We start from the raw sequence: 25,088 nt of genomic DNA, 5'->3' as shown, positions 1-25,088 counted from the left end.
GTATCCGTTCACGAAAGAGTGGGGAAGAGTTCGCGCGCGCGAGCGATTAACGCACGGTCGCTGCCGCGAGGCCCGATCAGCGACAACGCGAGCGGACGTTCGCTGTCGTTCGCGACGGGCACGCTGACTTGAGGCAAGCCTGCAAACGCGGCGATCGTGTTCATGGTGAGCGCGTCGCGATAGAACGCGTCGATCAGTTCAGGCCTTTCCTGTTTGCTCAACAGCGAACGTGGTGTGGTCGGCAGCACGATCAGCGCATCGCCCACGATTCGCTCGATGCGTTGCGCGAACGCTTCGCGCATCGCGCGACAGCGTTCGACTTCGGCGGCGTCAAGCGTTTTGAGGCGCGCGAAGCGTGCCGCGATGTCGGCGCCGAAGCGCGGCGCGTTCGCGTCGATCCACGCGCCCAGCGACGCAGCGATCGAATCGTCCTGCAATTGCTGGTACACGTGCAGCCAGCGCGATCGCTCACCCGCGAAGACTTCGACCTCGTCGCGCGTTGGGAGGAGATCGCGCAGGCGCTGTGCATCGTCGGGCTCGTTAGCTGCGCGGGCCTCGAATGCTTCCTTGCAATGTACGAGAGACAAAGGCGCCTCCACAGCAGGCGCTCCATCGAGCAATACGTCCGCGACGCGCGCGAGCATTTCGCCCGTGCGCGCAAACCAGCCGACCGTGTCGAAGCGCGGCGCAAACGGCAACACGCCTTCGAGCGCCACGGCATCGTAGGACGGCCGGATACCCCAGAGCCCGCAGAACGCGGCGGGCACGCGGACCGAGCCGCCGGTGTCCGTGCCGAGCGCGAAGTCCACATCGGCGCTCGCGACGGCTGACGCCGAGCCGCTCGACGATCCTCCCGGCAACGCGTGCGGCCAGCGCGGATTGAGCGGCGTGCCGTAATGCACGTTGACGCCTTCGAGGCTGTAGGCGAGTTCGTCCGTGATGGTCTTGCCGTCCACGCTGGCGCCCGCTGCCAGCAGCCGGGCGACGCAGCGCGCGTGACGCGGCGCGGGCCCATGGGTGGCGAGCCAGTCGGGATTGCCGCCGCCGGTCGTTGCACCCGCAACGTCGATCAGATCCTTGACGGCAAAACGCAAGCCGTCGAGCGGACCGCTCATCGTCGCGCCAACCCGCAAGCGCGTGCCTGGAATGAACGCGCTCATGCGGCGGCCCCTTCGAGCGCAGCGCCGAATTGCAGCGAATCCGCGACGAAGCCGAAGCACTTCTTCACGTTCCAGATGCTCGCCTCCGTGCAGAACGCGGGCGACGAGGTCGCGCAGCAATCGCTCAGCATCACGCAGCCATAGCCGAGGAAGTTGGCGTCGGTCAGGGTGTGCATTACGCACTGATCGGTGTTAACGCCAGCGAAGAACACCGTACGCGTGCCGAGATTACGCAGGATGCTGTCGAGCGGCGTGTCCCAGAAGCCGCTGATGCGGTACTTGTCCACGCAGATGTCCTGCGGCTCGATCTTCAGTTCGTCGACCACGGCGGCGGCCCACGAATCTTTCTCGAGCACCCGCGCGCCATGCTCCGGCAAGGGCTCGCCGAGGCCGACGCCGGTGCCTGTCGGCTTGTAGAGATGAAGCTGGTTCGGCGGCATGTTGGCGAGATCGGGCCGGTTGCCCCAATTGACCCAGATCACCGGCACGCCACTGTTTCGCACCACGGGAAGCAGGCGCTGCAACGGTGCAATCGGCGCACGATCCGCACCGAAATCGCCCCCGATGTGATCGACCCAGCCGCCTTTGGTGCAGAAGTCGTTCTGCATGTCGATGATCACGAGCGCCGATCTGCCGATGTCGAAGCGCACTTTTTGCGGTTCGGAATCGAGCACGCCAATGCGCGGCGCGGGCGTCGGCGCAGCCATGTCGATGAGCGTGCCGGTCGCGGTCCAGCGCGTGTGAGCGAAGGCGCCGAGTGTGCCTTCCGTGCTTGCCAGGTCTGGGTTTGCAGCGAGGTTCATGGAGTTCTCCGGAGCGTCTTGCGGGTGTTGTTCGAACGTCGGTCGAGGATTGCCTTGCACGGTGTCCGCCCGATCAACCACACGGCGAGCGCCTGGCGTTTCGGGCGCGACGGATCGCGCATTGGCATCGAAGTTGCAACGTGCATTTCAGTCATGAATAACCTACTTACCGAAATTCAACGCAAAAGGAGTGCCAATGATGGTCAGTTCACAACAGGCATCGCGTGCGAGACTGCGCCGCCATCTCGTGTCCCGCTGCCTCGTCACGGCAGGGATCGTCGCGCTCGCCGCGCCTTCGTTCTTCATTCCCGCCGCGCACGCCGCCGATGACGCGATGCGCGTCGGCGTGCTGATTCCCGGTTCGAAGACCGACAAGGGCTGGATGGAATCGGGTTATGACGGCGTCGTGGCCGCGCAGAAAGAGTTCGGCCCGAAGCTGAAGACGCAGGTCATCGAGAACATCAACTACGCGGACATGGAGCAGGCGCTCACGAATCTCGCGAGCCGGAATCAACTGGTGATCGGCATCGGCGGACAGACGCAGGCCGCCGTGCTGAAGATCGCAAAGCGCTTTCCCAATGTGAAGTTCTCGATCGTCGGCGGCAACAAGGGCGACAACATGCCGCCGAACGTGGCCGGGTACGACGTGAAGCAGGCTGAAATCGCATTCGTCGCGGGCGCTGCCGCCGCGATGCTGTCGAAGAACGGCGCGGTGAGCTATGTAGGCGGCATGGAGATTCCGTCTATCGTCAACGCAGGCAAGGAGTTCGGCAACGGCGCGCATTACGTGAACCCGAAGGTGAAGTACTTCGAGGCCTATACCGGCGACTTCGACAACGTCGCGAAAGCGCGTGAAGCAACCGCCGCTGCGGTCGCGCAGGGCGCCGACGTGCATTACCACATTCTCAATCTCGGTTTGCGCGGGCTGGAGCAGGCGGCCAAGGAGAAGAACACGCATATCATCGGCAGCTATACGGACCGTTGCGGCAGCGATCCGCTGTACGTCGCGTACAGCATCACGGGTGTCGGCTATCAGGCGCAGTACGCGATCGAGCAGCTCGAAAAGGGGCAGTGGCAGCCGGGCTACAAGGCGTTCGGCCTCGCGATGGGGCCCAAGGCCTCCGGCATGGTGATCTGCAAATCCACACCCGCGATGGATGCGAAGCTCAAGCAGATCGAAGAAGACATCCTGAGCGGCAAGATCAAGGTTTCCGAAGGATGAGCGCGCTCGCTGCTGCCGCCGCGCGCGCGGAGCCGATTCTCTCGCTGACGGATATCGGCAAGCACTTTGGCTCGTTTACCGCGCTCGAAGGCGTGTCGCTCGACCTGATGCCGGGCGATGTGCACTGCCTGCTCGGCGAAAACGGCGCGGGCAAGTCGACGCTGTGCAACGTGATCTTCGGCGTTCATCAGCCGGATGCGGGCGCGATGCATGTGAATGGCACGCCCTATCGCCCGAAGAATCCGCGCGAGGCGCTGGCCCACGGCATCGCGATGGTGCATCAGCATTTCAGTCTCGTCGACGACGCGAGCGTGCTCGACAACCTGCTGCTCGGCCAGGCGCGCGGCTGGCTCAACCGTCAGCGCGAGGCGGCGCGGCTGCGCGAAGTGCTGGAGAGCGTCGGGCTGACGTTGCAGCTCGATGCGAAGGTCGCGGATCTGTCGGTGGGCGAGCGGCAGCGCATCGAAATCGTCAAGTGCCTGATGCGCGAACCGCGTCTTCTGCTGCTCGACGAGCCGACGGCGGTGCTGCTGCCTGCCGAGATCGACGCCTTGCTCGATACCTGTGAGCGTGTCGCGAAGCGGGGCTGCGCCGTGGTGCTGGTCACACACAAACTGAAGGAGATCTGCCGGATCGCCACGCACGCGACGGTGTTGCAGTCGGGCCGGGTGGTCGCGCGTTCGGCGGCGCCATCGGCGGAGATCGATCGGCTCGTGCACGCGATGATTCATCGTCCGGATCACGAGCGCGGCGAGACGGACGACGATATGGCTAGCCGCCTGTCGCTTGCGGAATCGCGCTCGCCGTATTCGCGGCCGCTCACGGAAGAAGTGCTGCAGATCGACGGACTGAGCGCGCGCGATGCCGAAGGCGTCACGCGTCTTGAGCATTGCACGCTCGTCGTGAATCGCGGCGAGATCGTCGGCATAGCGGGCGTGGAGGGCAACGGGCAAAGCGAACTCGGTGCGGTGCTGGCGGGCATGGCGAGCGCATCTGCGGGACGCTTCTTCGTTGCGGGGCAAGACATGACGCATGCGAGCCCGCGCGAACTCACGCAGGCGGGCGTGGGCATCGTGCCGGAAGACCGTCACGCGGTGGGCTGCGTGACGGGCATGAGTGTCGCCGACAACCTGCTGCTCAATCATCTGGATCGCTACACGCGCGCCGGTTTTTTGCGCCGCCGTGCGATGCGCGCCGCCGCGCTGGACCTGATGCAGCGCTTCGACGTGCGGGCAAGCGGGCCCGACGCGCTGTTCGGCGGGCTGTCCGGCGGCAATCAGCAGAAGGCCGTGCTGGCGCGCGAGCTGACGCTCGATCCGCTGCTGTTCCTGCTCGCCGCGCAGCCGACGCGCGGACTCGATGTCGGCGCGGTCGCCGCCGTGTACTCGCACATTCGCGCCGCGCGCGATCGCGGCGTGGGCGTGTTGCTGATTTCCTCGGAACTCGACGAACTGATGAGCGTCGCCGATCGCATCGTCGTGCTGTATCGCGGCCGCATCATGGGCACCTGCACGCCCGAGGCGAGCAATCGCGGCCGCATCGGCGCATGGATGGCGGGCGCGGGAGAACCTTCATGAATCCGCATATGAAGTCGCAGACCTTGTTTGGCGCCGCGCACGGCGCGCAAGGCTGGCGCACGCGTTTGCCGCATTGGCGCGTCGCCGGCGTGATCGCAGCGGCCGTGGCCGTCGCGATGCTTGCCGCGCTTCTGTTGATCGCGCTGATGGGCGTGCCTGTCGGCGATGCGCTCGCCGCCTTTGCCGACGGCGCATGGGGCTCGCCTTATGCGATCGGCGCGTCGATCAATCGCAGCCTCGCGTTCGCGCTCGTCGGCACGGGCTTTGTGATCGCGAACCGCGCGAAGCTCACCAACGTGGGCGGCGAAGGACAGATCGCGATTGGCGGCATCGTCGCGACAGCGTTGAGTCTCTACGGCGGTTGCTCGCACCTGCCGATGGGCCTGTCGTTCATCGTGCCGATGCTGGGCGCGGCGATGGCGGGCGCGGTGTGGGGCGGCGTGCCTGGCGTGCTGAAAGCGAAGGCGGGCACCAATGAAGTGATCAGCACCTTGTTGCTGTCGTTCATCGCCGTGTGGCTGCTCTACTGGTGCGTGCAGAGCGAAGCCTTGCTGCGCCAGCCGATGAGCAACGCGGCGACCCTGCCCGAATCGCTCGAAATCCCCGACTTGACCAAGCTCCCGGCGATCTTCGCCGCGAGCGGCATGAACCTCAATATCGGCCTGCCGGTGAGCGTCGCGCTCGCGTTCGCTTCGGCAATTCTTCTCACGCGCACACGCTTCGGACTGTCGCTGCGCGCCGCGGGCCTCAACGCGATCGCGGCAAAACGCGCGGGCTTGCCGATCACCTCGTCGATCGTGGGCGCGCTTGCGCTCGCCGGTGCGTTCAGCGGCCTCGCCGGCGCACTGATGCTGCAAGGCGACCAGTACTCGCTGAAAGCAGGCTTCTCGTCGGGCTACGGCTTCGACGGCCTGGTGGTCGGCCTGCTCGCGCGCGGTTCGATCACGGGCGTGTTCGCGGCGGCGCTGCTGTTCGGCTTTCTGCGCTCGGGCGGCATCAACATGGAGATGATCGCGCAGGTGCCGTCGGCGCTCGTGCTGATCGTGCAGGGCATCGTCACGATCGCGCTCGCAGGCGGCGCGATGTGGCTCGACAGGGGAGACGCACGGCAATGAATCTCGAACTTCTCGCGGTATTCGCGGGCGCGTCGATCCGCCTTGCTGCGCCGATGATGCTCGCCTCGACGGGCGAACTCGTGAGCGAGCGCGCGGGCGTGCTCAACATGAGCGTCGAAGGCATGATGCTGACGGGCGCGTTTCTCGGCGCGACGTTTTCGTGGCTCACGGGCAATCCCGTCATCGGCTTGTTGTGCGGCATGCTCGGTGTGATTCCGCTCGCGCTGCTGCAGGCCTTTCTCAGTGTGACGATGCGCGCGAACCAGATCGTGACGGGCATCGGCATCAACATTCTGGCGCTCGGCGGCACCACGCTCGCGTACCGGAAGATATTCGGCGAACGGTCGAGCGCGGTGATCCCGGGGCTCGCGCATTGGTCGCCGCCCGTGCTCGGCAAGATTCCCGTGCTCGGCGAACCGGTCTTCGGGCAGGTCTGGCTGCTGTATGCGGGGCTTGCCGTGCTGATCGGCACATCCGTCGTGATGCGGCGCACGGCGTTGGGCGTCGCGCTGCATGCGACCGGCGTCGCACCTCGTGCGGTGGATCAGTCCGGACTTGGCGTCGCGCGGCTCCGCTACGGCGCCGTGGTGTTCTCGGGCGTGATGTCGGCGGCGGCGGGCTGCTTTCTGTCGATCGGCGATATTCACACGTTCACGGAAGGCATGACCAACGGCGCAGGATATCTGGCGATTGCCGCGATCATCTTCGGCAACTGGAAGGTCGGCCGCACGGCGCTTGCGTGCCTGCTATTCGGGGCGGCGACGGCCATGCAATTCCAGCTGCCGATGTTCGGCCTGCATGTGCCGACGGCGCTGCTGATCATGCTGCCGTATCTGCTCGCGCTGGTGGCCGTGGCCGGCCTGATTGGCCGCCAGTCCGCGCCGCCCGCGCTCACCCAGCCGTTCCGGCGCTGACACGGTGCGAGCGCTCGGGGCGCGGCGGAGTACCATAGCGATTCGCCGCGCCATCTCCCCACTTTGATCGATACCATGCCACGCAACGCCCCTGCATCCAGCGCACGCTCCCGGGACACGAAGGAAGCGCCAACGCGTCGCCAGCAGCTTGCGGCGAAGACACGCGAGCGCATCTTCCGGATCGCGATCAAGGAGTTCGCCGACAAAGGCTTCAGCGGCGCGCGCGTGGAAGGCATCGCGAGCCGCGCGAAGGTCAACATTCGCATGATCTATCACTACTTCGGCGGCAAGGAGATGCTGTACGTCGAAGTGCTGGAGCATGTGCTCGAGCGGCTGCGCGAAGCCGAACTCGCCGTTGCGCCGGACGTGCAAACGGTCGAACCCGTAGCGGGCATCATCAAGCTTTACGATTTCATCGAAGGGCACTTCGCCGCGCACCCCGAACTGCTGTGTCTGCTGTCGTGGGAGAACCTCAACCGCGCGCGCTACCTGAAACGTTCGAAGGCCATTCCGGAGATGTCGTCGCCCGTGCTCGACAAGCTGCGCACGCTGCTCAAGCGCGGCGAGGCCGCGCGCACGCTGCGCAAGGGGATCGACCCGCTGCACATGTACGTGACGCTCGTGAGTCTCGCGTACTTTCACAAGTCCAATGCGTACACGCTCTCTCGCATGTTCGCGACGGAAATGCTCGAGCCTTCATGGCAGGCTGCGCACAAGGCGCAGGCGCACGAACTGGTGCGCGCGTTTCTCGCCGGCGCACACGTGCCGGAACTGGCGGCGCATGCCTGAGCGGATGCCTGAGCGGATGCCGCAGGTTGCGTGCGGCGCGCTTCAACGAACGCTTGCCCGCTTGCGCGCGATCGACCTCGCGATGAGCAGCCCGCCAATCATTACCAGCAGCGAGATCAGGGTCGTCATCGTGCCGAGCGCGTAAATGACGGGGGTGGTCACCGATGTCGTCAAGCCCTGCAATTCCAGCGGCAACGTGTTCTGATCGCCGATTGCCTGCGAGGTGCGGGCGATTTCGTCCCAGGACAGCGTAAAGCCGAACATCGCGACGCCGATGACGGAGGGCCCGATGATGGGAAGCACGACATTCTTGAACGATTGCCACGGCGAGGCCCCGAGATCGCGCGCGGCTTCTTCGAATGCGGGATTGAAGCGGTTGAACACGGCGAACATCACGAGCAGGCCGAACGGCAGGGTCCAGGTGAGATGCGCGCCGAGCGCGGACGTGTAGAGACCCATCGACGTCGTCCAGCCGTCCGCGAACGACTGGAAGCCCCACGCGTTCGCCAGATACTTGATGAGCGTGTCGAGCAGACGGAACGTCAGCCCGATGCCGAGCGACACGATGATCGACGGCATGATGAGGCTCGCGACCGACACGTAAAAAACCGCCGTGTCGCCGCGAAAGCGGCGCCTGAATGCGAGGCCCGCGCTCACCGAGAACAGGACCGTCAACACGGTGACGGCAAGAGCGAGTTTGACTGAACGCCCGAATGCGGCCCAGATATCGACATCGCCGACGCCGTCGCGCAAGACGGCGAACCAGTGTAGCGACACACCGCGCATCGGAAAGGTCAAGCCGCCCTCGGGACCCTGAAAAGACAGAATGAAGATCGTGATGACCGGGCCATACAGAAACAGCACGAAGAGCCCGAAGAGCAGCGCGAGCCAGTAGAAGCTCGCGGGCCGCTGCTCGCGGTGGCGGGCGAGAAGTCGCATGTCACAGTTCCTTTCTGATGTCGACCGCGCGCGTCAGCGTCCATACGATCATGAGCACCACGGCGAGCAAAATGATCGCGTTGGCTGCCGCGGCGGGGAATTGCAGATATCCCGTTTGCACCTGGATGATCTTGCCCACCGAAGCGATCTGCTGCCCGCCCATGACACCGACGGTGAGGAAGTCGCCCATCACGATCGTGACGACGAAAATGGAGCCGATCACGATGCCCGTCTTCGACAGCGGCAACACCACGTCGCGGATCACCTGCCAGCTGCTCGCACCGCCGTCGCGCGCGGCTTCGAACAGCGAGCGGTCGATGCGCATCATTGCGTTGAAGATCGGCACGATCATGAAGAACGTGTACAGATGCACGAACGCGAGCACGACGGAGAAGCTGGAATACAGCAGCCAGTCGAGCGGCTGATCGACGAGATGCGCGGACATCAGCGCCTGATTGACGAGCCCGTTGCGGCCGAGCAGCGGAATCCACGAGATCATGCGGATCACGTTGGAGGTCCAGAACGGAATGGTGCAGACGAGAAACAGCACCGTCTGCATCGCGGTCGTGCGAACGTGAAACGCGAGGAAATACGCGATCGCGAAGCCGAGCACGAGCGTCACCGCCCAGACGATCGCGCAGAACCTGAGCGTCGACCAGTAGGTCTTGAAGGTGACGCACACATCCGTCAGCGAGCCGCAACCGTCGAATATCGCCGCGTAATTCTTCAACGTGAAGGCCGGGATGATCTGATACTCGTTGAAGTCCCAGAAGCTCACGATCAACGTGATCACGAGCGGCACGATGAAGAAGAACGCGAACGTCAGCGTGAGCGGCGTGGCTTGCAGCCAGGCGCTCACGCGTCGATGGCGCGCGGGCATTCGCTTCGTTTGCTGCAGATAGTCGACCGAGGCCATCGTTACACTCCGGGCTGATGCGTGAGGACCGTCATGCCGCGATGAATTCGTTCCACTTCTGAACCATGTAGATGTTCTCGTCCATCACGGCGTTCCAGCACGCAATGGCGCCCATGCGCTGGTTGTACGAGCCGCCGTCGCGCACGCTGCCCGCCTTTTCGAGCAGCTGTCCGTCGGGCGCCTTGATGGCCTGCGCGGCGGGCTTGCCTTCCATCCAGTAGTCCCATTCGTAGGCCTGCATATGCGACTTCGCCGTTTCCGTGACGCCGGGGTAGTAGCCCTGGCGCATCAGATAGGCGCCCGCCCAGCCGTCCTGAAACCAGTTGACGAACTCATACGCCGCGTCGAGCTTCTTGCCCTGCAGCGAGCGCGGAAAGCCGAAGCCCGATGCCCATGAACGATAGCCTTCCTTGAGCGGCTGGAACTTGCAGGCGATGCCCATCGTGCGCACTTTCGTGACGGCGGGAGACCACATCGACTGGATCACGACTTCGCCCGAGGCCATCAGGTTCACGCTCTCGTTGAAGTCGCGCCAGAATGCGCGGAACTGGCCGGCGCGCTTCGCTTCAATCAGTATCTTGATGGTCTGGTCGATTTCGGCTTTGGTCATGTTGCCCTTGTCGCCGTACTTCACGCGGCCCGTCGCTTCGATCGCCATGGCCGCATCCATGATGCCGATGGCGGGAATGTTCAGCAGCGCGGCCTTGCCCTTGAATTGCGGATTGAGCAGGTCTGCCCAGCTCGTCACGGGACGGGCGATCAGATCGGGGCGAATGCCGAGCGTGTCGGCGTTGTACGTGGTCGGGATGAGCGTCATCCATTCCGTCGGCGTGGTGGAAAACTCCGTCGAGCGCGCGCCCTTGAGGAACATCACCTTTTTCGGCGCGGTGCCTTGATCGCCGATCTTCTTGCCGTCCACTTCACCTTTCGTGAGCACGGGGGTGATCTTGTCGGCGAGCTTGATGCGCTTCGCGTCCATTCCCGCGAGCGTGCCCGCGGGAATGAGTTTTCTGAGCGCGAAGTACTCGGTGTCGACGATATCGAATGAATTGGGTTGCGTGATGATGCGCTTGGTGACGTCGTCGGTGGTCACGGGGATGTATTGAATTTCGATGCCCGTGTCTGCCTTGAACTTCTTTGCGATCTCCGCGCTCTGGTTGACGGCCGTGCCTAGGTAGCGCAGCGTGATTTTTTCTTGTGCGTGCACATACGGAAAGCCCGCGATGCCCGCCGCCGCGACGGCGCCCTTGACGAACGTGCGGCGTGACATGCCCTTGCTGACGGTCTCTTCTTCAACGTGTTGCGCGGGTGCTGCCAGCTTGTCGTCGTTCATTGCTTTCTCCTCGAAGGATTATCGTTGGGTTGTGATTTTGGGCATTACGCCGCGAGCGGATGGGCGTTCTGCTCGTCCCACCAGACAGTCACGCGCGCGTCCGGTCCGAGACGTTGCGGGTCGTAGTCGGCGTCGCTCATCAGCGAGACCAGCGCGGGCGAACCATCCAGCGGATCGAGCGTGATGCGCAGGTGCGTGCCCTGGTACTCCGCTTCGCGCACCGTGCACGCGAGCCCGCCGATGCGGCTCAAGCCGCTTTCGCTCGCACTCGTGCCGGGCGTGACGCCTTGCGGCGCGATGCGCAGACGGTCGGCCCGTACGGTGAAGAGCCGACCATTCGCGCCGAGCACGTTATGACCGCCGAGAAAGCGCGCGACGAATTCCGTGCGCGGCTGGTTGAAGACCTGGAACGGTGTGCCCGTCTGTTCGATATGGCCGTGACTCATCACCACCACGAGATCGGCGAGTGCCATCGCTTCTTCCTGTGAATGCGTGACGTGCACGAAGGTAATGCCGAGTTCCTTCTGCCAGCGTTTCAGTTCGGCTCGCATCTGCACGCGCAGAAAGGGGTCGAGCGCCGAGAGAGGTTCGTCGAGCAGGAGGCAGCGCGGTTCGTTGAGCAAGGCGCGCGCGAGTGCGACGCGCTGCTGCTGGCCGCCCGAAAGCTCTGCGGGCCTGCGGTGCGCATAGGCTGACATCTCGACGAGTTCGAGAAGTTCGCCGGCGCGGTTTCTGCGCACCTCTTTGGCGACGCCGCGCATCTTGAGGCTGAACGCGACGTTGTCGAGCGCGGACAGATGCGGAAACAGCGCATAGCTCTGAAAGACCATTGCCGTGCCGCGCGAGGCAGGCGGCTCGCGCGTGACATTGCGGCCGCCGATCAGCACGTCGCCGTCGGACACCGACTCGTGACCCGCGATCATGCGCAACGTCGAGGTCTTGCCGCAACCCGACGGACCGAGCAGGCAGCAATAAGCGCCGCCGGGAATGCGCAGGTCGATGGCGTTCACGGCGAGCGAATCGCCATAGCGCTTCGATACATGCACGAGCTCGATGTCGGCTGGGCTTGCATGAACCACAGTGGATGCCGGCTGAACCATGAAGGTTTGTCCTGAGTGTAGACACGAGTGGAATACGGCGAGCGTGCAGGGGCACGGCGCATGCAGCCCGGGGGCTTTTGCAAGTCGTATGCCATTCGCGATGGTGTCGACCGCGTGCGGGACCGGCAACGAGCGCCACCGTGCCTGCTGACCGCATGTGTCGACACGTTGGCGCACATATTGCACACGATTGCAGGCCCCGATCGTCAGCACTTGCCGATGCATTCCGTGTGCGATCGCAGTGCAGATTCCGTTCGGATTGGGGCACGAACTAACCAAACCGGATCATTCACACGTGACAATGAACGACGACAAGCGAGAGCCGTGTGCTTCGTTGGGTTTCCTAAAGACACATGGCCGGTTCGACTATCAGCCGGTTCATGAAGGCAACGGCTACGCCTGGCCGAATGGCGCGCGGCTCGCGGTCTACCTTGGCTTCAACCTGGAGCACTTTGCGTTCGGCGAAGGGCTGGGCGCGGCGCTCGGGCCGCTGTCGCCACAGCCTGACGTGTTGAACTACAGCTGGCGCGAGTACGGCAACCGCGTCGGCGCGTGGCGGTGCATCGAATTGTTCGACTCGCTCGACATGCCGGCGGGCACGCTCATCAATACGTCGCTGTACGATCACTGCCCCGCGCTGATCGACGCATGCGTGGCGCGCGGCGACGAACTGATTGCTCACGGCCACACGAACGCGCAGCGTCAAAGCGATCTGGATCGGGACGACGAGCGCGCGCTGCTCGCGCATTGCCGCGCGCGCATCCGCGAGTGTTCCGGTGTCGTGCCGCAAGGCTGGCTGTCACCGTGGATTTCGGAGTCGCATGCGACGCCGGACCTGCTTGCGGAAACGGGCTATCGCTACACGCTCAACTGGTGTCACGACGATCGCCCCGTGCGCATGCACACGAGCGCGGGGCCGCTCTGGTCGATTCCCTATCCGCAGGAGTTGAACGATCTGCCGATGATCATGGCGCGGCAGATGGACATGCGCGATTTCGCGGACATGATCGTCGACCAGTTCGACGAAATGCTCGAGCAGACCCAGCGTACGCGCGAGTCTCAGGCGCTCGTGATGGGGATTGCGCTGCACCCGTACATCGTCGGCCAGCCATACCGGTTGCGGCATTTGCGCCGAGCGCTCGCGCATGTTGCCAACGCGCGCGACGACATCTGGCTCACCACGCCCGGCGCGATTGCGCGTCATGTCGAGGAGGCCGTGCCCGCACCGGCGCAAGCCGCATGAGCACCGTGCGTGCGGTTGCGCGGCACGGCCAGCGCGACGAGGTGAGCGCGGATGGACGGATCTATCAGTCGATCTTCGAAGGGGTATTGAATCAGAGGCTTACGCCCGGTACCAAGCTGCCCGAGCCGGAACTGTGCGCGCTGTTCGGCGTGGGCCGCGCGGTGGTGCGGCGCGCGCTGGAGAAGCTCGCTCATGACGGCGTCGTCGTATTGCGCCCGAACAAAGGCGCGGTGATCGCGCAACCGACGCGCGAGGAAACGCGCGAAATTTTCGAGGCGCGGCGTGCGGTCGAACGGGCGCTCGTCGAGCTTGCGGCGCAGCGCGCGAGCGTCGAGGACATCAGCGCACTGCGCAAGCAGCTTGCCGACGAACACGAAGCGATGCATCGCTTCGATCAGCCGTCGTGGGCGCGGCTTGCCAGCGAATTCCATCTGCGTATCGCCGCACTGTCCGGCAATGCGATTCTGGAGCGCTATCTGACGGAGCTGATCTCGCGCAGTTCGCTGATTGTCGGCGCCTACGAGCGGGTGGGCAATGCGCCCTGCGAGCATGACGAGCACACGGCTATTCTCGACTGCCTCGAATCGCGCGATGCGGCAGCCGCGATTGCGCATATGACCGCGCATCTGCAAAGTCTGGAAGCGCGCATCGAGACATCGGACATGCCGGGAACGAAGCGGCTTGCGCATCTGCTCGGCATCGAACCGCATCGATCAACCTCTACGGAATGACATGCAAATCGACTTCGAAGCGATCACCGAATATCAGCGCTACAAGCTGATGGCGAGTCTGATCGTGCCGCGGCCCATCGCGCTCGTGACCACGCTTGGCGCGGACGGCACCGTCAATGCGGCGCCGTTCTCGATGTTCAACATGGTTGGTGAGGAACCGCCGATCGTCATGTTGAGTATCAACCGGCTGGCAGACGGCACGCTGAAAGACACCGCCGTGAACATTCCGCGCGAAAAGGAGTTCGTCGTGCATCTCGCCGACGAGCCGATTGCGCAGCAGATGCATCGGTGCGGCGAGCGCTTTGCGCCCGACATCAGCGAACTCGATGAGGTGGGTTTTTCAGCGATGGCGTCGACGCGCGTGAAGCCGCCCCGCATCGCGCAGGCGCCCGTCGCGTTCGAATGCGCGCTGTGGGAGACCCTTGAAACGCCGAGCCGCCACATCTTTATCGGCAAGGTGCTGATGCTGCACGTGCGGGACGAGTTGATCGACATCGAAACGTGGCGAGTGCGATTGCAGCACTACTTTCCGGTGGGCCGCTTCGGCGCGAGCGACTATGTCACGACACGCGATCGCTTCCAATTGTGATGCGGGTCGCTGCCACGACCCGATGCGCACCGGCCATGCCGAACAAGGGCTTGCAGAAGCGGAAGGAAGGTCGGTACAGTCCTTTCATATCGTCTGCAATCGTTTTGGCCAACTATCATGCTTCTCCGCATTCATCACGCTGCAATCATTTGTTCGAATTACGAGGTGTCTCGCCGCTTCTACACGGAGATTCTTGGCCTTCAGATCGTGGCCGAGCACTACAGGGAGCATCGTCAGTCATACAAGCTGGACCTTATGCTTCCCGACGGATCGCAGGTCGAGCTGTTTTCGTTTCCGGATGCGCCGCTTCGACCGTCCTATCCGGAAGCGTGTGGCTTGCGTCATCTTGCTTTTGGTGTCAGCGACGTAGATGTATGTAAAGCGTTGCTTGAATCTAAGGGAGTTCTGGTTGAGGACGTACGCATCGACGAATATACAAACAGGCGTCTCGTTTTCTTCGCGGACCCTGATGGGCTTCCACTGGAGTTATACGAGGTGGGGGCTGGGCTTAGTCACAAGCAGTCGGTCAAAACCGTTGGGTAGGTCGGCGACGATCTTCGCGCTCCCATTCTCGCTACATTGTGTTTGGACAACTTCGATCTGTTGTTCGAACTAGGCGTCACTATCCGAATCGATGGCAGCGAGGCTTAGGCCTGAGAGTCAAACGGTCGGCAAGACGATCGCAAGCTCGCCCTCCGATGCGAATGACTTTCATTTTTCGGGTCCATTGCCCGCACATTCGACCCATGCCTCCCTATGAAACCCCGGATTTGCTTTATTGAACGGTTAGTCATAATATCCGTGAAATGAAATCAACCGGTCATCCGCAATCTTCGTCAAAGCCTTCATCGAAGAAAGGCGAGGTCTGCGCGCGCGGCCGCCCGCGCGAGTTCGACACCGAGGCCGTGCTCGCGAGCGCGAGCCAGGTGTTCTGGAACCACGGCTACCACGCCACCTCGATCGAGGACTTGTGCAAGGCCACCGGCCTGTTGCGCGGCAGCCTGTATGGCGTGTTCGGCGACAAGCACGGCATCATGCTCGCCGCGCTGGACCATTACGCCGAGGGCTCGGTCGCGCGTCTCGCCGAGCGCCTCAATGCGCCGGTGCCGCCTGAAGAGGCGCTGCGCAACGCGTTGCTCCATTACGCGCGCGTTGCATGTGCACTGACGGGCGAGCGCAGTTGCTTCATTACGAATACCACCCTCGAAATGCAACCCGGCGACGAGGAACTGCGCAGCCGCGTTGCCGCGGTTCAACGCCGAATGGCGACGTTGCTGGCGGCGTCGGTGATCCGCGGCCAGGCGAGCGGCGCATTCAAGTCGACGCTCGACGAAAAAGCTGTCGGCGACTTCCTGCTGTGCATCATGCAGGGTCTGCGCGTACTCGGGCGAGTCGCCCATAGGGAAGACGCTTTGATCGGCATCGTCGATGTCGCAATGCGAGCCCTCGTCTAATTTTTTTGCCGAATTATTGAACGTTCAGTCATGAAATCGGAACGAAATGGATCTCCCTCAGCTGCGACCTTCGCCGATGCGGACGTCGCAAAAGCCTGGCCGGCTGAGAGCATCGCGGTTTGCCCCGGCTCCGTCGCTGCCACCGCCGCGATGACAAGCGCTGCCGGCGCCGCAGCCCGAAAGGCGCCGGCCGGCGAACAGCCGGCGCCGCGTTTCGAACGTCAGGGGCTTGCGCTTGCAGTGCTGTTCGTCGGCGCTTTCCTTGCGCCGCTCGACTACTTCATCGTCAACCTCGCGCTGCCGTCGATCCGCGTCGGTCTGAACGCGACGGACGCGCAGTTGCAACTCGTCGTGTCAGCCTATTCGTCCGTGTACGCGGTGCTGCTCATCACCGGCGGGCGGCTCGGCGATCTGTTCGGCCGGCGCCGCATGTTCATGACGGGCATGGCCGCGTTCGTGGTCGCGTCGGCGCTGTGCGGTTTTGCGACCAGCGGTCACATGCTCGTGATCTCGCGCATCGTGCAGGGTATGGCGGCGGCGATCATGGCGCCGCAAGTGCTCGCGACGATCCGCGCGGTCGTGCCGCTGCATCAGCAGACGCGCGTGATGAGCTTTTACGGCTTCGTGTTCGGCCTCTCGTCGATCGTCGGGCAACTGGGCGGCGGCGCGCTGATTACCTATCACCCGTTCGGGCTCGACTGGCGCGTCATCTTTCTGATCAATATTCCGATTGGGATCGCCGCGTTTCTCGGCACATGGAAGTTTGTGCCCGAGAACCAGCCGGCTACGCACACCGGCCTCGATCTGAAGGGCGTCGCGCTGCTCTCAGCCGTGCTGCTGCTCATAATCTATCCAATGACGCATGGCCGGGAAGCCGGCTGGCCCGCATGGACCTTCGCGATGTTCGCGCTCGCCGTGCCCGCGTTCGCGCTCTTCGTCGCCACCGAGCGGCGTGTGGAGCGCCGCGGCGGCCATCCGCTCGTCGATCTGCAACTGTTCCGCAACCGCGCGTTCGCGCTCGGCCTGGTGCTCGCGTTCCTCTTCTATTGCAACAGCGCATTCTTCCTGACCTACGGCATCTTCTTGCAAACGGGCTTGCACTGGACGCCGCTCGCATCAGGTATCGCGATCATGCCGTTCGCCATTGGCTTCGTGATTGGACCGCTCGCGTCGCCCGCGGTGGTCAAGCGCATCGGCGCTCATGTTCTCACGCTCGGCTTTTCCATGATGACGCTAGGCTTCACGGTCACAGGCTGTGCCGCAGGAGCAGCCGCAGGCGCCGCGCCGGACCTCCCGTTCTACGCCGGCCTGGTATGCGCGGGAGTCGGTCAGGGTTTGCTGCTGCCGTCGATCATGCGCATCGTGCTGCTGGAGGTCGCCCCCGAAAAAGCAGGGCTCGCGTCGGGCGTAATCTCGTCGACATTGCAGATCGGCTCGGCGTTCGGCACGGCCGCTATCAGCGGCGCGTTCTTCGGCGCGGTGGGAGCGGCCGGCGCCGAGGCGGCGCCTGCCCGCTACGCCCACGCGTTCCAGCTGAGTCTCGCGATCAACGCCGTGCTGATGTTCGTCTGCATCGGCTTGAGCGTGCTGCTCGTGCGGCACCAGCAACTCGCGTTGCGGCGGGCCGCCGCAGCCGCTTGAAAATTGCCGCGCAGGTAATCGTTTTCATAGCTGTGTCTCCGGGAAAATCATTATGCTTTTCACACGGAATTCATTTTAATTACGATTGCATTTACCGGTGATTGAGTAGTTCACAGGTAATTCGGCGCCGCGAGGCAAATGGAAGGCGACCGCCCGACATTCAAAATTGTTTCAGTAATGAAGCATTTTGGGCCATGCATTTTCTACTCGACGCCAGCGCTGGAGCAGTAAGTCTTGCGGTCTGTGCGTTGCCGCACCGTCAAGGCTGCGGCGCGGCGCGGAGGCCGCTCCGGTTTAACCCGGCATTGCAGTGCGTCAAATTGTCTTTCCGGGTTTTATGAAATCGGTATCAATAAAAAGCACTTGCCGTATTTAATTTCGATTGTTAATCTGAACGCGTTTAGAGGTATCCCTCAATAGGTCTTAGTCGATAGACGGCGCAATGACTTGAATACTGCTAACGGTTCCGTAGAGGATTGATATGCTGACCGCTACCATTGACACGCTTACACCGCCTCCCGCCCGGTTCTCAATCGGCGACGTGGTCACGTTGAAAGACGGCGGCCCGCGCATGACTGTTACGTATGCGGGCCCGGTGGCGCTCAATCCCGGCGACTGGCTGATCTGCGAGTGGTTCGACGACCACGGCGAACTGCGCCGCGAAGTATTCGCGCCTTCCAGCGTGCGCGCCGAGCCGCGTTCCATTCCGGCGGGCTCCGTGCAGTGGAACCGGATAGGCCGCGCGGCATAACGGCTGCTGTTTCTGCTTCTGCTGCCGCTTTCCCGGGCTTACTCCTGCGAGCCATTCCGCGTTGTGCTGCGCCGTTGCACGCGCAGCAACAGCGCGGACGAAAACGCGCGCATGCGCACCACCTTGCGTTGTTCCTCCACGTCGCCCGCAAGGTTCTTCGGCGGGTTCGGCTGCAAGGACCAGTAGAGCGCGAGCAGCCATCCAAGAACGGTCCACCCAAGGCACGCGTTGAATAGCGCGAGCGTCAGCACGTCGACGCGTTTGCGCCGATCGGCCAGAATCGCCGGCAGGAAATACAGCGCCAGCGCGATCATCACGGCGATGATCTGAACGACGGCCGTGTCATTCATATGTCGCCTCCCGGAAATACGGCTCGCCTCGCGGTGGCCAAGTCTATGCTGCGCTTACCGAGCGGGCCTGCACCCGCAGTTCATTCACCCGCAGTTCATTCACTAATTGTCGCGCGATTGTCTGACGCGTGCAGCCTGAATGAAAGCATGGCGATGCAGACGCCGGTGGTGCACGCCGCCGTCCAGCAGTCCGACAGCACGCCCACGGCACGCACTACTGCACGCCCCACAGCACACCGACGTGCGACGAGGACTTCAGCACCGCGGGCATCAGGACTATCATGTTCGTTTCGCTCGAACGAAACCGAACCCTGTTACGGACCGCCATCATGATCTCCGACGATACGACCCAGCAGGCTGAACGCCTGAACCCCGACACGCTCCGCGAATTCGTGGACCGCAAATGGAACGACGAGATCGTGCCTGCGCTGACCGACTACATTGCGGTGCCGGCCAAGAGCCCGGCATTCGATCCCGAGTGGGTCAAGCACGGTTACCTTGAACGCGTGATCACCGACGCCGCACAATGGGTCGAGCAGCAGCCTGTACGCGGCTTGAAACTCGAGATCGTCCGGCTGCCGGGCCGCACGCCGGTGATTTTCTTCGAGACGCCGGCAACACGTTCAGGTAGCGATGAAACCATCGTGCTGTACGGCCACCTCGACAAGCAGCCGGAATTCGACGGCTGGCGCAAGGACCTCGGCCCGTGGACGCCGAAGCTCGAAAACGACAAGCTCTACGGCCGCGGCGGCGCCGACGACGGCTATGCGATCTACGCGAGCATCACCGCGCTCGCCGCCTTGGACGCGCAAGGTGTCGAGCGGCCGCGCTGCGTCGGGCTGATCGAAACCTGCGAAGAGTCGGGCAGTTACGATCTGCTGCCTTATGTCGACGCATTGCGCGAACGGCTCGGCAATGTCGGCCTCGTCGTCTGCCTCGATTCCGGAGCGGGCAATTATGATCAGCTGTGGCTCACCACGTCGTTGCGCGGGCTCGTCGCCGGCGACCTGGAAGTGCAGGTGCTGGACGAAGGCATTCACTCAGGCGGCTACGGCGGTATTGCGCCGTCGAGCTTCCGCATCATGCGGCAGTTGTTCGACCGTCTGGAAGACTCCGCTAACGGAACCCTGCTGCCCAAGGGGTTCCACAGTCCGATTCCCGCCGACCGTCTGCGCGAAGCCGAAGCCACCGCGCAAATTCTCGGCGACGACGTGTGGAAGAAGCTGCCGTGGGCATGCGGCCAGGACGGCCGTCAGGTGCTGCCCACCACGACCGATCCGAAGGAGGCGTTGCTCAACTCGACGTGGCGTCCGTCATTGTCGGTGACAGGTGCCGCCGGCTTGCCCGCACTCGCCGACGCCGGCAACGTGCTGCGCCCGCGCACCGCGTTCAAGCTGTCGCTGCGTCTGCCGCCGCTGATCGAAGCGGAAAAGGCCGTTGCGGAACTCAAGGCGCTGCTGGAACTCGACCCGCCGTACAACGCGAAGGTGACATTCAAGCCGGACGCCGGAGCGGCGAGCGGCTGGAGCGCGCCCGATCTTGCGCCTTGGCTCGCAACCGCGCTCAACAATGCATCGCGCGAACATTACGGCGCCGACGTCGCGTACATGGGGCAGGGCGGCACCATCCCGCTGATGAACGTACTGAAGGCAGGCTTTCCGAAGTCGCAGTTCATGGTATGCGGCGTGCTCGGACCGAAGTCGAATGCGCACGGGCCTAACGAGTTCTTGCACGTGCCGTACGGCAAGAAGCTCACGGCCGCGGTTGCGCAGGTGATCGCCGCCGCGCCCTGAGCGTTTTTTTGCCGGCCTGTTACGGCTCCCGTTCCGCTTGCGGTGCCATTATTGCGTTGCCTTTATTGCGTTGCCATTACTAACTAACTAACGCCCCGATCCGAATGACCGACAAAGAGTTCGCTGGATCCACCACGCCCCGCATTGCGGCCGATCAACTACACGCCTTCGTCCGGGCGATCTGGGAGCAGGCGGGCAGCGCGCCACGCGAAGCAGAACTGGTCGCGGATCATCTGGTGGCGGCGAACCTGACCGGGCACGATTCGCACGGCGTCGGCATGATTCCGCGCTACGTGGCGTCGCTTGCCGACGGGCAGCTGCAACTGAACCTGCATGCCGACGTTGTAAAAGACGCGGGTGCCGTCCTCACGGTCGAAGGCCGCAAAGGCTTCGGCCAGGTAGTCGCGTTCGAGGCGATGGAAGAGGGCATCGCGCGAGCCCAGCGCATCGGCATCTGCGCCGTCGGGCTGCGCGATGCGCATCATATTGGCCGCATCGGTCATTGGGCCGAGCAATGCGCGCGAGCGGGGCTCGTGTCGTTCCATTTCGTCAATGTGGCGGGCGACCCGCTCGTCGCACCGTTTGGCGGCGCCGACCGCCGCATCGGCACCAACCCGTTTTGCGCAGCTTATCCGCGGCCCGGCAAGCCGCCACTCGTGCTCGACTTCGCGACGAGCACGGTTGCTTACGGCAAGACGCGCGTCGCTTACAACCAGGGCAAGCAGGTGCCGCCGGGCGCGTTGATCGACCATGAAGGGGTGCCGACGGCCGATCCCAAAGTCATGCACGAGGAGCCGTTCGGTTCGCTGACGCCGTTCGGCGGCCATAAGGGTTTCGGGCTTGCCGCGATGTGCGAGATATTCAGCGGCGCGCTGGCGGGCGGCTTCACCACGCACGCGGACACGCTCGGCACCACCAACGCAATCATTAATTGCATGCTGTCGGTCATCATCGACCCGGCGGCGTTCGATGCCCCTGATGCGCAAGCAGAAGCCGACGCGTTCATCGCGTGGGTGAAAGCCTCACCGCTCGCTGCGGGCGTCGATCATATCTACGAGCCTGGCGAGCCGGAGCGCGTGACGCGCGCGGAGCGCGAAGCTCAAGGCATTCCGGTCGATGCCGCCACATGGACGCAAATCTGCACGGCCGCGCTTGCTGTCGGCATGCACGCCGACGAGGTCGCGCGCTGGTCGGCGTTGCTCAAATAGCATTGCCTGGATAATGGGCAAATTGCCGCTTATGCAATATAGATATTCCGTCTGTTGGACCACGAATAAAAAAATATTCGCAAGCGGCATTTTCGACTGCGTCGCCTAATCGGCGTGTCTTGCTTTTTCTTTCGAATTCGCAGGCGAATTCCGGCTTCGCTCGTCCGCTGATTGCATGGCGCGCCTGCACTCAATGTCGGGCAATGTCGCGCATCTTCGCCGCGCAAGCGTTTGCGGTGCGGCGCACGCCGGGCGGCTTTCACGTGCCGCTGTGACGCCCGTCGCGCAAGGCTTCGAGATTTCGTTGCATTGATCTGTTGGTTATCCCGCTCCCATCCGAATCCGGTCTGCTTTAGGCTCGCATTGCAATATCAGTGTTTAACCCTAAAGGACCGTTCAAAATGAATCTGCATAACCACCACGCCTGCCGCCCGTTCCTCGAAGCCGGCAATCTGTCGCAAGTTTCGGCTTACTACGAAGAAGGCCGCAATGTCATGTGGATGATGCTGCGCGCGCAGCCGCGTCCGTGTTTCAATCTGGATCTGGTCCACGACATTCTCGGGCTCGCGCAAGCCGCACGGGAGTCCGGCTTGCCCATCGACTTCTGGGTGACCGGCTCCCTGATCCCCAACATCTACAACGTGGGCGGCGACCTGGATTTCTTCGCCGATGCAATTCGCTCGGGCAAGCGTCAGGCGCTGATGGCATACGCACGTGCGTGCGTCGATTGCGTGCATGCGGCGGCGCGCGGCTTCGATACCGGCGCGATCTCCATTGCGATGGTCGAGGGTACGGCGTTAGGCGGCGGCTTCGAGGCCGCGCTTGCACACCACTTCCTGCTCGCGCAATCGGACGCGCGCATGGGCTTTCCCGAGATCGCGTTCAATCTGTTCCCCGGCATGGGCGGCTATTCGCTCGTCGCGCGCAAGGCCGGCATGCGTCTCGCCGAGGAACTGATCGGCGTGGGCGAACCGCATACGGCGGAGTGGCATCGGGAGAAGGGGCTCGTCGACCAGTTGTTCGAACCGGGCGACGCGTACGTCGCGACCCGCACGTTCATCGATACGCTGAAGCCGAAGATGAACGGCATCCGCGCGATGTTGCGGGCGCGTCAGCGCGTGCTGCAATTGCCGCGGGCCGAATTGATGGAAATCACCGAAGATTGGGTGGACGCCGCCTTCATGATCGAAGAGAAGGACCTGGCCTTCATGGAGCGGCTCGTGACGCTGCAAAACCGTCGCACGGCCAACTTGCGGCAGACGGCTGCCAGCGCGGCCAATTTCGGCTGACTCAATCCACCCGCGGCCGAAGTGCGCCCGTTGCGACGCTCATGCCGCAAGCTCAGGCGATCAGCCTGAGCTTCTGCCTGTCCTGCAACCAGCGCTCGAAGTCCGCGGCCGGCATTGGGTGAGCGTACAGATAACCCTGCACGTATTCGACGCCCAGCCCTTTCATGAAAGTTTCTTCGGACTCGGTTTCGATTCCTTCGGCGACGACCTTGAAATCGAGTTCCTGCGCAACTACCACCATGGAGCGGACGAGTGCTTGCGCTTTGGTGTCGGCGTTGATTGAACGCACGAAGCTGCGATCGAGCTTGATTACATCGAGCGGAATGCGGCCCAACTGCGATAGCGACGAATAACCGGTGCCGAAGTCGTCCAGATGTACTTGCGCGCCCAGTTGACGGAACTGCTTGATCAGGTCGATGGCCGCGGCTTCGTCCTCGATCAGGCAACTCTCGGTGAGTTCCACGTCGACAAGACATGGTTCGAGCTTCGCCTGCTGAAGCGCTTCGGTGAAGTGGCGTACTACCGCCGTATCCACCAGTTGCCGCGCCGACACATTGATCGCGATGCGCAGGTTGTAGCCGTCCGCTTGCCATTTGGCCGCCTGTTTCGCAGCCGTTTGCATGACCCAGCGGCCGAGTACGCCGATCAGGCCGGACTCTTCGGCATAACGAATGAACTCTGCCGGCATGATCTGCCCGCGTTCCGGCGAATTCCAACGCACCAGCGCTTCCACGCCTTGCACCGCGCCGGTTGAAAGCAGCAGCTTGGGTTGATAGTGCAGCGTCAGCTGGCCATCTTCGAGGCCGCGCCGCAGGTTCGTGTCGAGCCACATGTACTCGGCGACCTTGCGGTTCATCTCCGGCGAAAACACACGATGCGTGCGTTTGCCTTCGTCTTTTGCGACGTACATGGCCGTATCGGCCGAGCGGATCAGCGACTCCAGGTTGTCGCCGTGTTCCGGATAACGCGCAATGCCGATCGAGCAGCCCGTATAGACTTCGACGAGACCGAGACTGAACGGCGTGCGCATGCGTTCGAGGATGCGCTGCGCGGTCGCCTCCAGTTCATGCGCCGTGCCTTTTGCCGCGAGCACGATGAACTCGTCGCCGCCGAGCCGCGCGAGCGTGTCGCCTTCGTTCAGGCACATGCCGATCGCCGCCGACACGTCGCGGATCAGACGGTCGCCGAACACGTGGCCGTAGTGATCGTTGACCTTCTTGAAGTTATCCAGATCGAGAAAAAGCACGCCCACCGATTCGCCCGGCGCCGTCTCCTCGATCGCGGTGCGGATCATGTCCTGGATCGCGTTGCGATTGGGCAGGCCCGTGAGCGAATCCGTGTTGGCAAGTTGCGTGAGACGCTCTTGCGCAAGGCGTTCCTCGGTGATGTCCGTGCCCGAGCAGATCAGGTACTGCTCGTCTACGCCGCTGCCGCTCTGAACGAACTTGTTGCGAAAGAGAAAGAGCCGTTCGCCGTGCAGTGTCTTGATGCGCCGTTCGACTTCGTACGACACGCCGCGATTGAAGAAGCCCGCAATGTTCTGGCTCGACGCCGCGCCGTCTTCCGATGACATGAAAAGCGCCCACACGTTGCGCCCGACAATGTTCTCTTCCTTGACGCCCGTGAGTTCTTCGGCCAGCCGGTTAAAGCGCTGGATTCGCCCGTGCCGGTCGACGATCACGACAACCGAATTCACTTCAGACACGACCTGCTCGGCGAACGACAAGCCATGCATCAGATCGCGCGCGACAGATTCGGTGTCGTCATAAGCCGAAGCGGTGCCGGCCCAACTGCCGCTGTTGATCTTTCTGCCGACGAGGTGCAAACGCAGAGGCTCGCCGAAGAGCCGCACGTCGAGAACCAGGTGAGACGTAATGCCAGTGAGGCAACGAATTTGCGATGCCTGCTGAGGATTGAGCGGAATGGCAACATTGGCTGGCATATCGCCAGTGACTGGTGTCAGTTCGAGCGCGTTGCTGTCGCTCGACAGACGCCAGCAAGGGCTGCTTGTGCCGAACTGCGCAAAAAGCACCTGCTCGTGATGGTCGTCATTCATGGGATCCCCGGGCGGTGTGCCGTTTCGGCCCTGATGGCGGATGACGGCAGACAGTCTCATCATACTTAAAGACGGCCCATTGTAGCGAAGCGGCTGAAATTCGGGCCATAAACAT

General features: G+C 63.2%; 23 protein-coding genes. 15 read left to right on the top strand and 8 right to left on the bottom strand.

From position 1 onward, the window contains the following. Positions 1 to 8: 8 nt before the first annotated feature. The gene (locus SB753_RS02585; RefSeq protein WP_410798811.1) at positions 9 to 1,160 is read right to left on the bottom strand and encodes an amidase; all 1,152 of its coding nucleotides are present in this window, start codon (positions 1,158 to 1,160) and stop codon (positions 9 to 11) included. Beyond that, positions 1,157 to 1,963, bottom strand: coding sequence for a cysteine hydrolase (locus SB753_RS02580; protein ID WP_410798809.1), 807 nt, complete (start codon positions 1,961 to 1,963; stop codon positions 1,157 to 1,159). Before SB753_RS02580 ends, SB753_RS02585 begins: the two co-directional genes overlap by 4 nt. A gap of 196 nt (positions 1,964 to 2,159) precedes the next feature. On the opposite strand from SB753_RS02580, the gene SB753_RS02575 reads away from it, so the two are divergent. The 5 genes from SB753_RS02575 (at position 2,160) to SB753_RS02555 (ending at position 7,580) form a co-directional block, all read left to right on the top strand. Continuing rightward, entirely contained in the window at positions 2,160 to 3,185 is a 1,026-nt protein-coding gene (locus tag SB753_RS02575) for a BMP family protein (RefSeq protein ID WP_020068001.1), read from the top strand. Next, positions 3,182 to 4,762 carry an ABC transporter ATP-binding protein gene (locus SB753_RS02570; protein ID WP_288824152.1) on the top strand — a complete coding sequence of 527 codons (1,581 nt, stop codon included), beginning with the start codon at positions 3,182 to 3,184 and terminating at the stop codon, positions 4,760 to 4,762. Before SB753_RS02575 ends, SB753_RS02570 begins: the two co-directional genes overlap by 4 nt. After that, positions 4,759 to 5,877 carry an ABC transporter permease gene (locus SB753_RS02565; protein WP_410798808.1) on the top strand — a complete coding sequence of 373 codons (1,119 nt, stop codon included), beginning with the start codon at positions 4,759 to 4,761 and terminating at the stop codon, positions 5,875 to 5,877. The genes SB753_RS02570 and SB753_RS02565 overlap by 4 nt, the downstream gene beginning before the upstream one ends. Further along, positions 5,874 to 6,791 carry an ABC transporter permease gene (locus SB753_RS02560; protein ID WP_020067998.1) on the top strand — a complete coding sequence of 306 codons (918 nt, stop codon included), beginning with the start codon at positions 5,874 to 5,876 and terminating at the stop codon, positions 6,789 to 6,791. The genes SB753_RS02565 and SB753_RS02560 overlap by 4 nt, the downstream gene beginning before the upstream one ends. A gap of 75 nt (positions 6,792 to 6,866) precedes the next feature. Beyond that, positions 6,867 to 7,580 carry a TetR family transcriptional regulator gene (locus SB753_RS02555; protein WP_020067997.1) on the top strand — a complete coding sequence of 238 codons (714 nt, stop codon included), beginning with the start codon at positions 6,867 to 6,869 and terminating at the stop codon, positions 7,578 to 7,580. A gap of 42 nt (positions 7,581 to 7,622) precedes the next feature. Here the strand turns inward: SB753_RS02555 and SB753_RS02550 are convergent, their stop codons facing one another. From SB753_RS02550 to SB753_RS02535, 4 genes are read right to left on the bottom strand one after another with little or no spacing between them, the layout of a single operon-like run. Next, entirely contained in the window at positions 7,623 to 8,519 is an 897-nt protein-coding gene (locus SB753_RS02550; RefSeq protein ID WP_020067996.1) for an ABC transporter permease, read from the bottom strand. A 1-nt stretch (position 8,520) separates the two neighbouring features. Next, a complete protein-coding gene (locus SB753_RS02545; RefSeq protein WP_020067995.1) occupies positions 8,521 to 9,435 on the bottom strand; it encodes an ABC transporter permease in 915 nt (304 codons plus the stop codon). A 31-nt stretch (positions 9,436 to 9,466) separates the two neighbouring features. After that, positions 9,467 to 10,768: an ABC transporter substrate-binding protein gene (locus SB753_RS02540; RefSeq protein ID WP_410798806.1), complete on the bottom strand. Its 1,302-nt coding sequence runs from the start codon at positions 10,766 to 10,768 to the stop codon at positions 9,467 to 9,469. 44 nt (positions 10,769 to 10,812) lie between these two features. After that, positions 10,813 to 11,868 carry an ABC transporter ATP-binding protein gene (locus SB753_RS02535; RefSeq protein ID WP_408173177.1) on the bottom strand — a complete coding sequence of 352 codons (1,056 nt, stop codon included), beginning with the start codon at positions 11,866 to 11,868 and terminating at the stop codon, positions 10,813 to 10,815. Positions 11,869 to 12,169: 301 nt separating this feature from the next. Between SB753_RS02535 and SB753_RS02530 the strand changes: the two genes are divergently transcribed. The 7 genes from SB753_RS02530 to SB753_RS02500 all read left to right on the top strand — a co-directional run bounded on the left by SB753_RS02530 (position 12,170) and on the right by SB753_RS02500 (position 18,277). Continuing rightward, positions 12,170 to 13,111: a polysaccharide deacetylase family protein gene (locus tag SB753_RS02530; RefSeq protein ID WP_410799605.1), complete on the top strand. Its 942-nt coding sequence runs from the start codon at positions 12,170 to 12,172 to the stop codon at positions 13,109 to 13,111. Continuing rightward, positions 13,108 to 13,842, top strand: coding sequence for a GntR family transcriptional regulator (locus SB753_RS02525; RefSeq protein ID WP_410798804.1), 735 nt, complete (start codon positions 13,108 to 13,110; stop codon positions 13,840 to 13,842). The genes SB753_RS02530 and SB753_RS02525 overlap by 4 nt, the downstream gene beginning before the upstream one ends. A 1-nt stretch (position 13,843) precedes the next feature. After that, entirely contained in the window at positions 13,844 to 14,431 is a 588-nt protein-coding gene (locus SB753_RS02520; RefSeq protein ID WP_020067990.1) for a flavin reductase family protein, read from the top strand. A 117-nt stretch (positions 14,432 to 14,548) separates the two neighbouring features. Next, positions 14,549 to 14,974, top strand: coding sequence for a VOC family protein (locus tag SB753_RS02515; protein WP_410798802.1), 426 nt, complete (start codon positions 14,549 to 14,551; stop codon positions 14,972 to 14,974). Between the two features lie 263 nt (positions 14,975 to 15,237). Further along, the gene (locus SB753_RS02510) at positions 15,238 to 15,885 is read left to right on the top strand and encodes a TetR/AcrR family transcriptional regulator (protein ID WP_410798801.1); all 648 of its coding nucleotides are present in this window, start codon (positions 15,238 to 15,240) and stop codon (positions 15,883 to 15,885) included. Between the two features lie 30 nt (positions 15,886 to 15,915). Next, entirely contained in the window at positions 15,916 to 17,526 is a 1,611-nt protein-coding gene (locus SB753_RS02505) for an MFS transporter (protein WP_410798800.1), read from the top strand. A gap of 481 nt (positions 17,527 to 18,007) precedes the next feature. Further along, positions 18,008 to 18,277 carry a YodC family protein gene (locus tag SB753_RS02500; RefSeq protein ID WP_020067965.1) on the top strand — a complete coding sequence of 90 codons (270 nt, stop codon included), beginning with the start codon at positions 18,008 to 18,010 and terminating at the stop codon, positions 18,275 to 18,277. 38 nt (positions 18,278 to 18,315) lie between these two features. Here SB753_RS02500 and SB753_RS02495 read toward each other — a convergent pair whose 3' ends face one another. After that, positions 18,316 to 18,627, bottom strand: a complete 312-nt coding sequence (locus tag SB753_RS02495; protein ID WP_087754900.1) for a superinfection immunity protein — start codon at positions 18,625 to 18,627, stop codon at positions 18,316 to 18,318. Between the two features lie 329 nt (positions 18,628 to 18,956). On the opposite strand from SB753_RS02495, the gene SB753_RS02490 reads away from it, so the two are divergent. From SB753_RS02490 to SB753_RS02480, 3 genes are all read left to right on the top strand, one after another. Then, a complete protein-coding gene (locus SB753_RS02490) occupies positions 18,957 to 20,420 on the top strand; it encodes a M20 family metallopeptidase (RefSeq protein ID WP_214880281.1) in 1,464 nt (487 codons plus the stop codon). 104 nt (positions 20,421 to 20,524) lie between these two features. Further along, a complete protein-coding gene (locus tag SB753_RS02485) occupies positions 20,525 to 21,628 on the top strand; it encodes a malate/lactate/ureidoglycolate dehydrogenase (protein ID WP_088173754.1) in 1,104 nt (367 codons plus the stop codon). A 401-nt stretch (positions 21,629 to 22,029) separates the two neighbouring features. After that, the gene (locus SB753_RS02480; protein ID WP_020067960.1) at positions 22,030 to 22,917 is read left to right on the top strand and encodes a crotonase/enoyl-CoA hydratase family protein; all 888 of its coding nucleotides are present in this window, start codon (positions 22,030 to 22,032) and stop codon (positions 22,915 to 22,917) included. A 52-nt stretch (positions 22,918 to 22,969) separates the two neighbouring features. Here the strand turns inward: SB753_RS02480 and pdeR are convergent, their stop codons facing one another. Further along, positions 22,970 to 24,973, bottom strand: a complete 2,004-nt coding sequence (pdeR, locus tag SB753_RS02475; RefSeq protein ID WP_020067959.1) for a cyclic di-GMP phosphodiesterase — start codon at positions 24,971 to 24,973, stop codon at positions 22,970 to 22,972. Positions 24,974 to 25,088 lie beyond the last annotated feature (115 nt).

Source organism: Paraburkholderia sp. SIMBA_053 (assembly GCF_046534895.1).
GTDB classification, from domain to species: domain Bacteria; phylum Pseudomonadota; class Gammaproteobacteria; order Burkholderiales; family Burkholderiaceae; genus Paraburkholderia; species Paraburkholderia caledonica.
Note: the sequence above shows the minus strand (reverse complement) of the source record. Positions and strands in the feature narration are given on the sequence as shown.

Coding starts and splice junctions, on each gene's coding strand:
- SB753_RS02585 (WP_410798811.1), bottom strand. CDS start 1,160: ATGAGCGCGTTCATTCCAGGCACGCGCTTGCGGGTTGGCGCGACGATG.
- SB753_RS02580 (WP_410798809.1), bottom strand. CDS start 1,963: ATGAACCTCGCTGCAAACCCAGACCTGGCAAGCACGGAAGGCACACTC.
- SB753_RS02575 (WP_020068001.1), top strand. CDS start 2,160: ATGATGGTCAGTTCACAACAGGCATCGCGTGCGAGACTGCGCCGCCAT.
- SB753_RS02570 (WP_288824152.1), top strand. CDS start 3,182: ATGAGCGCGCTCGCTGCTGCCGCCGCGCGCGCGGAGCCGATTCTCTCG.
- SB753_RS02565 (WP_410798808.1), top strand. CDS start 4,759: ATGAATCCGCATATGAAGTCGCAGACCTTGTTTGGCGCCGCGCACGGC.
- SB753_RS02560 (WP_020067998.1), top strand. CDS start 5,874: ATGAATCTCGAACTTCTCGCGGTATTCGCGGGCGCGTCGATCCGCCTT.
- SB753_RS02555 (WP_020067997.1), top strand. CDS start 6,867: ATGCCACGCAACGCCCCTGCATCCAGCGCACGCTCCCGGGACACGAAG.
- SB753_RS02550 (WP_020067996.1), bottom strand. CDS start 8,519: ATGCGACTTCTCGCCCGCCACCGCGAGCAGCGGCCCGCGAGCTTCTAC.
- SB753_RS02545 (WP_020067995.1), bottom strand. CDS start 9,435: ATGGCCTCGGTCGACTATCTGCAGCAAACGAAGCGAATGCCCGCGCGC.
- SB753_RS02540 (WP_410798806.1), bottom strand. CDS start 10,768: ATGAACGACGACAAGCTGGCAGCACCCGCGCAACACGTTGAAGAAGAG.
- SB753_RS02535 (WP_408173177.1), bottom strand. CDS start 11,868: ATGGTTCAGCCGGCATCCACTGTGGTTCATGCAAGCCCAGCCGACATC.
- SB753_RS02530 (WP_410799605.1), top strand. CDS start 12,170: ATGAACGACGACAAGCGAGAGCCGTGTGCTTCGTTGGGTTTCCTAAAG.
- SB753_RS02525 (WP_410798804.1), top strand. CDS start 13,108: ATGAGCACCGTGCGTGCGGTTGCGCGGCACGGCCAGCGCGACGAGGTG.
- SB753_RS02520 (WP_020067990.1), top strand. CDS start 13,844: ATGCAAATCGACTTCGAAGCGATCACCGAATATCAGCGCTACAAGCTG.
- SB753_RS02515 (WP_410798802.1), top strand. CDS start 14,549: ATGCTTCTCCGCATTCATCACGCTGCAATCATTTGTTCGAATTACGAG.
- SB753_RS02510 (WP_410798801.1), top strand. CDS start 15,238: ATGAAATCAACCGGTCATCCGCAATCTTCGTCAAAGCCTTCATCGAAG.
- SB753_RS02505 (WP_410798800.1), top strand. CDS start 15,916: ATGAAATCGGAACGAAATGGATCTCCCTCAGCTGCGACCTTCGCCGAT.
- SB753_RS02500 (WP_020067965.1), top strand. CDS start 18,008: ATGCTGACCGCTACCATTGACACGCTTACACCGCCTCCCGCCCGGTTC.
- SB753_RS02495 (WP_087754900.1), bottom strand. CDS start 18,627: ATGAATGACACGGCCGTCGTTCAGATCATCGCCGTGATGATCGCGCTG.
- SB753_RS02490 (WP_214880281.1), top strand. CDS start 18,957: ATGATCTCCGACGATACGACCCAGCAGGCTGAACGCCTGAACCCCGAC.
- SB753_RS02485 (WP_088173754.1), top strand. CDS start 20,525: ATGACCGACAAAGAGTTCGCTGGATCCACCACGCCCCGCATTGCGGCC.
- SB753_RS02480 (WP_020067960.1), top strand. CDS start 22,030: ATGAATCTGCATAACCACCACGCCTGCCGCCCGTTCCTCGAAGCCGGC.
- pdeR (WP_020067959.1), bottom strand. CDS start 24,973: ATGAATGACGACCATCACGAGCAGGTGCTTTTTGCGCAGTTCGGCACA.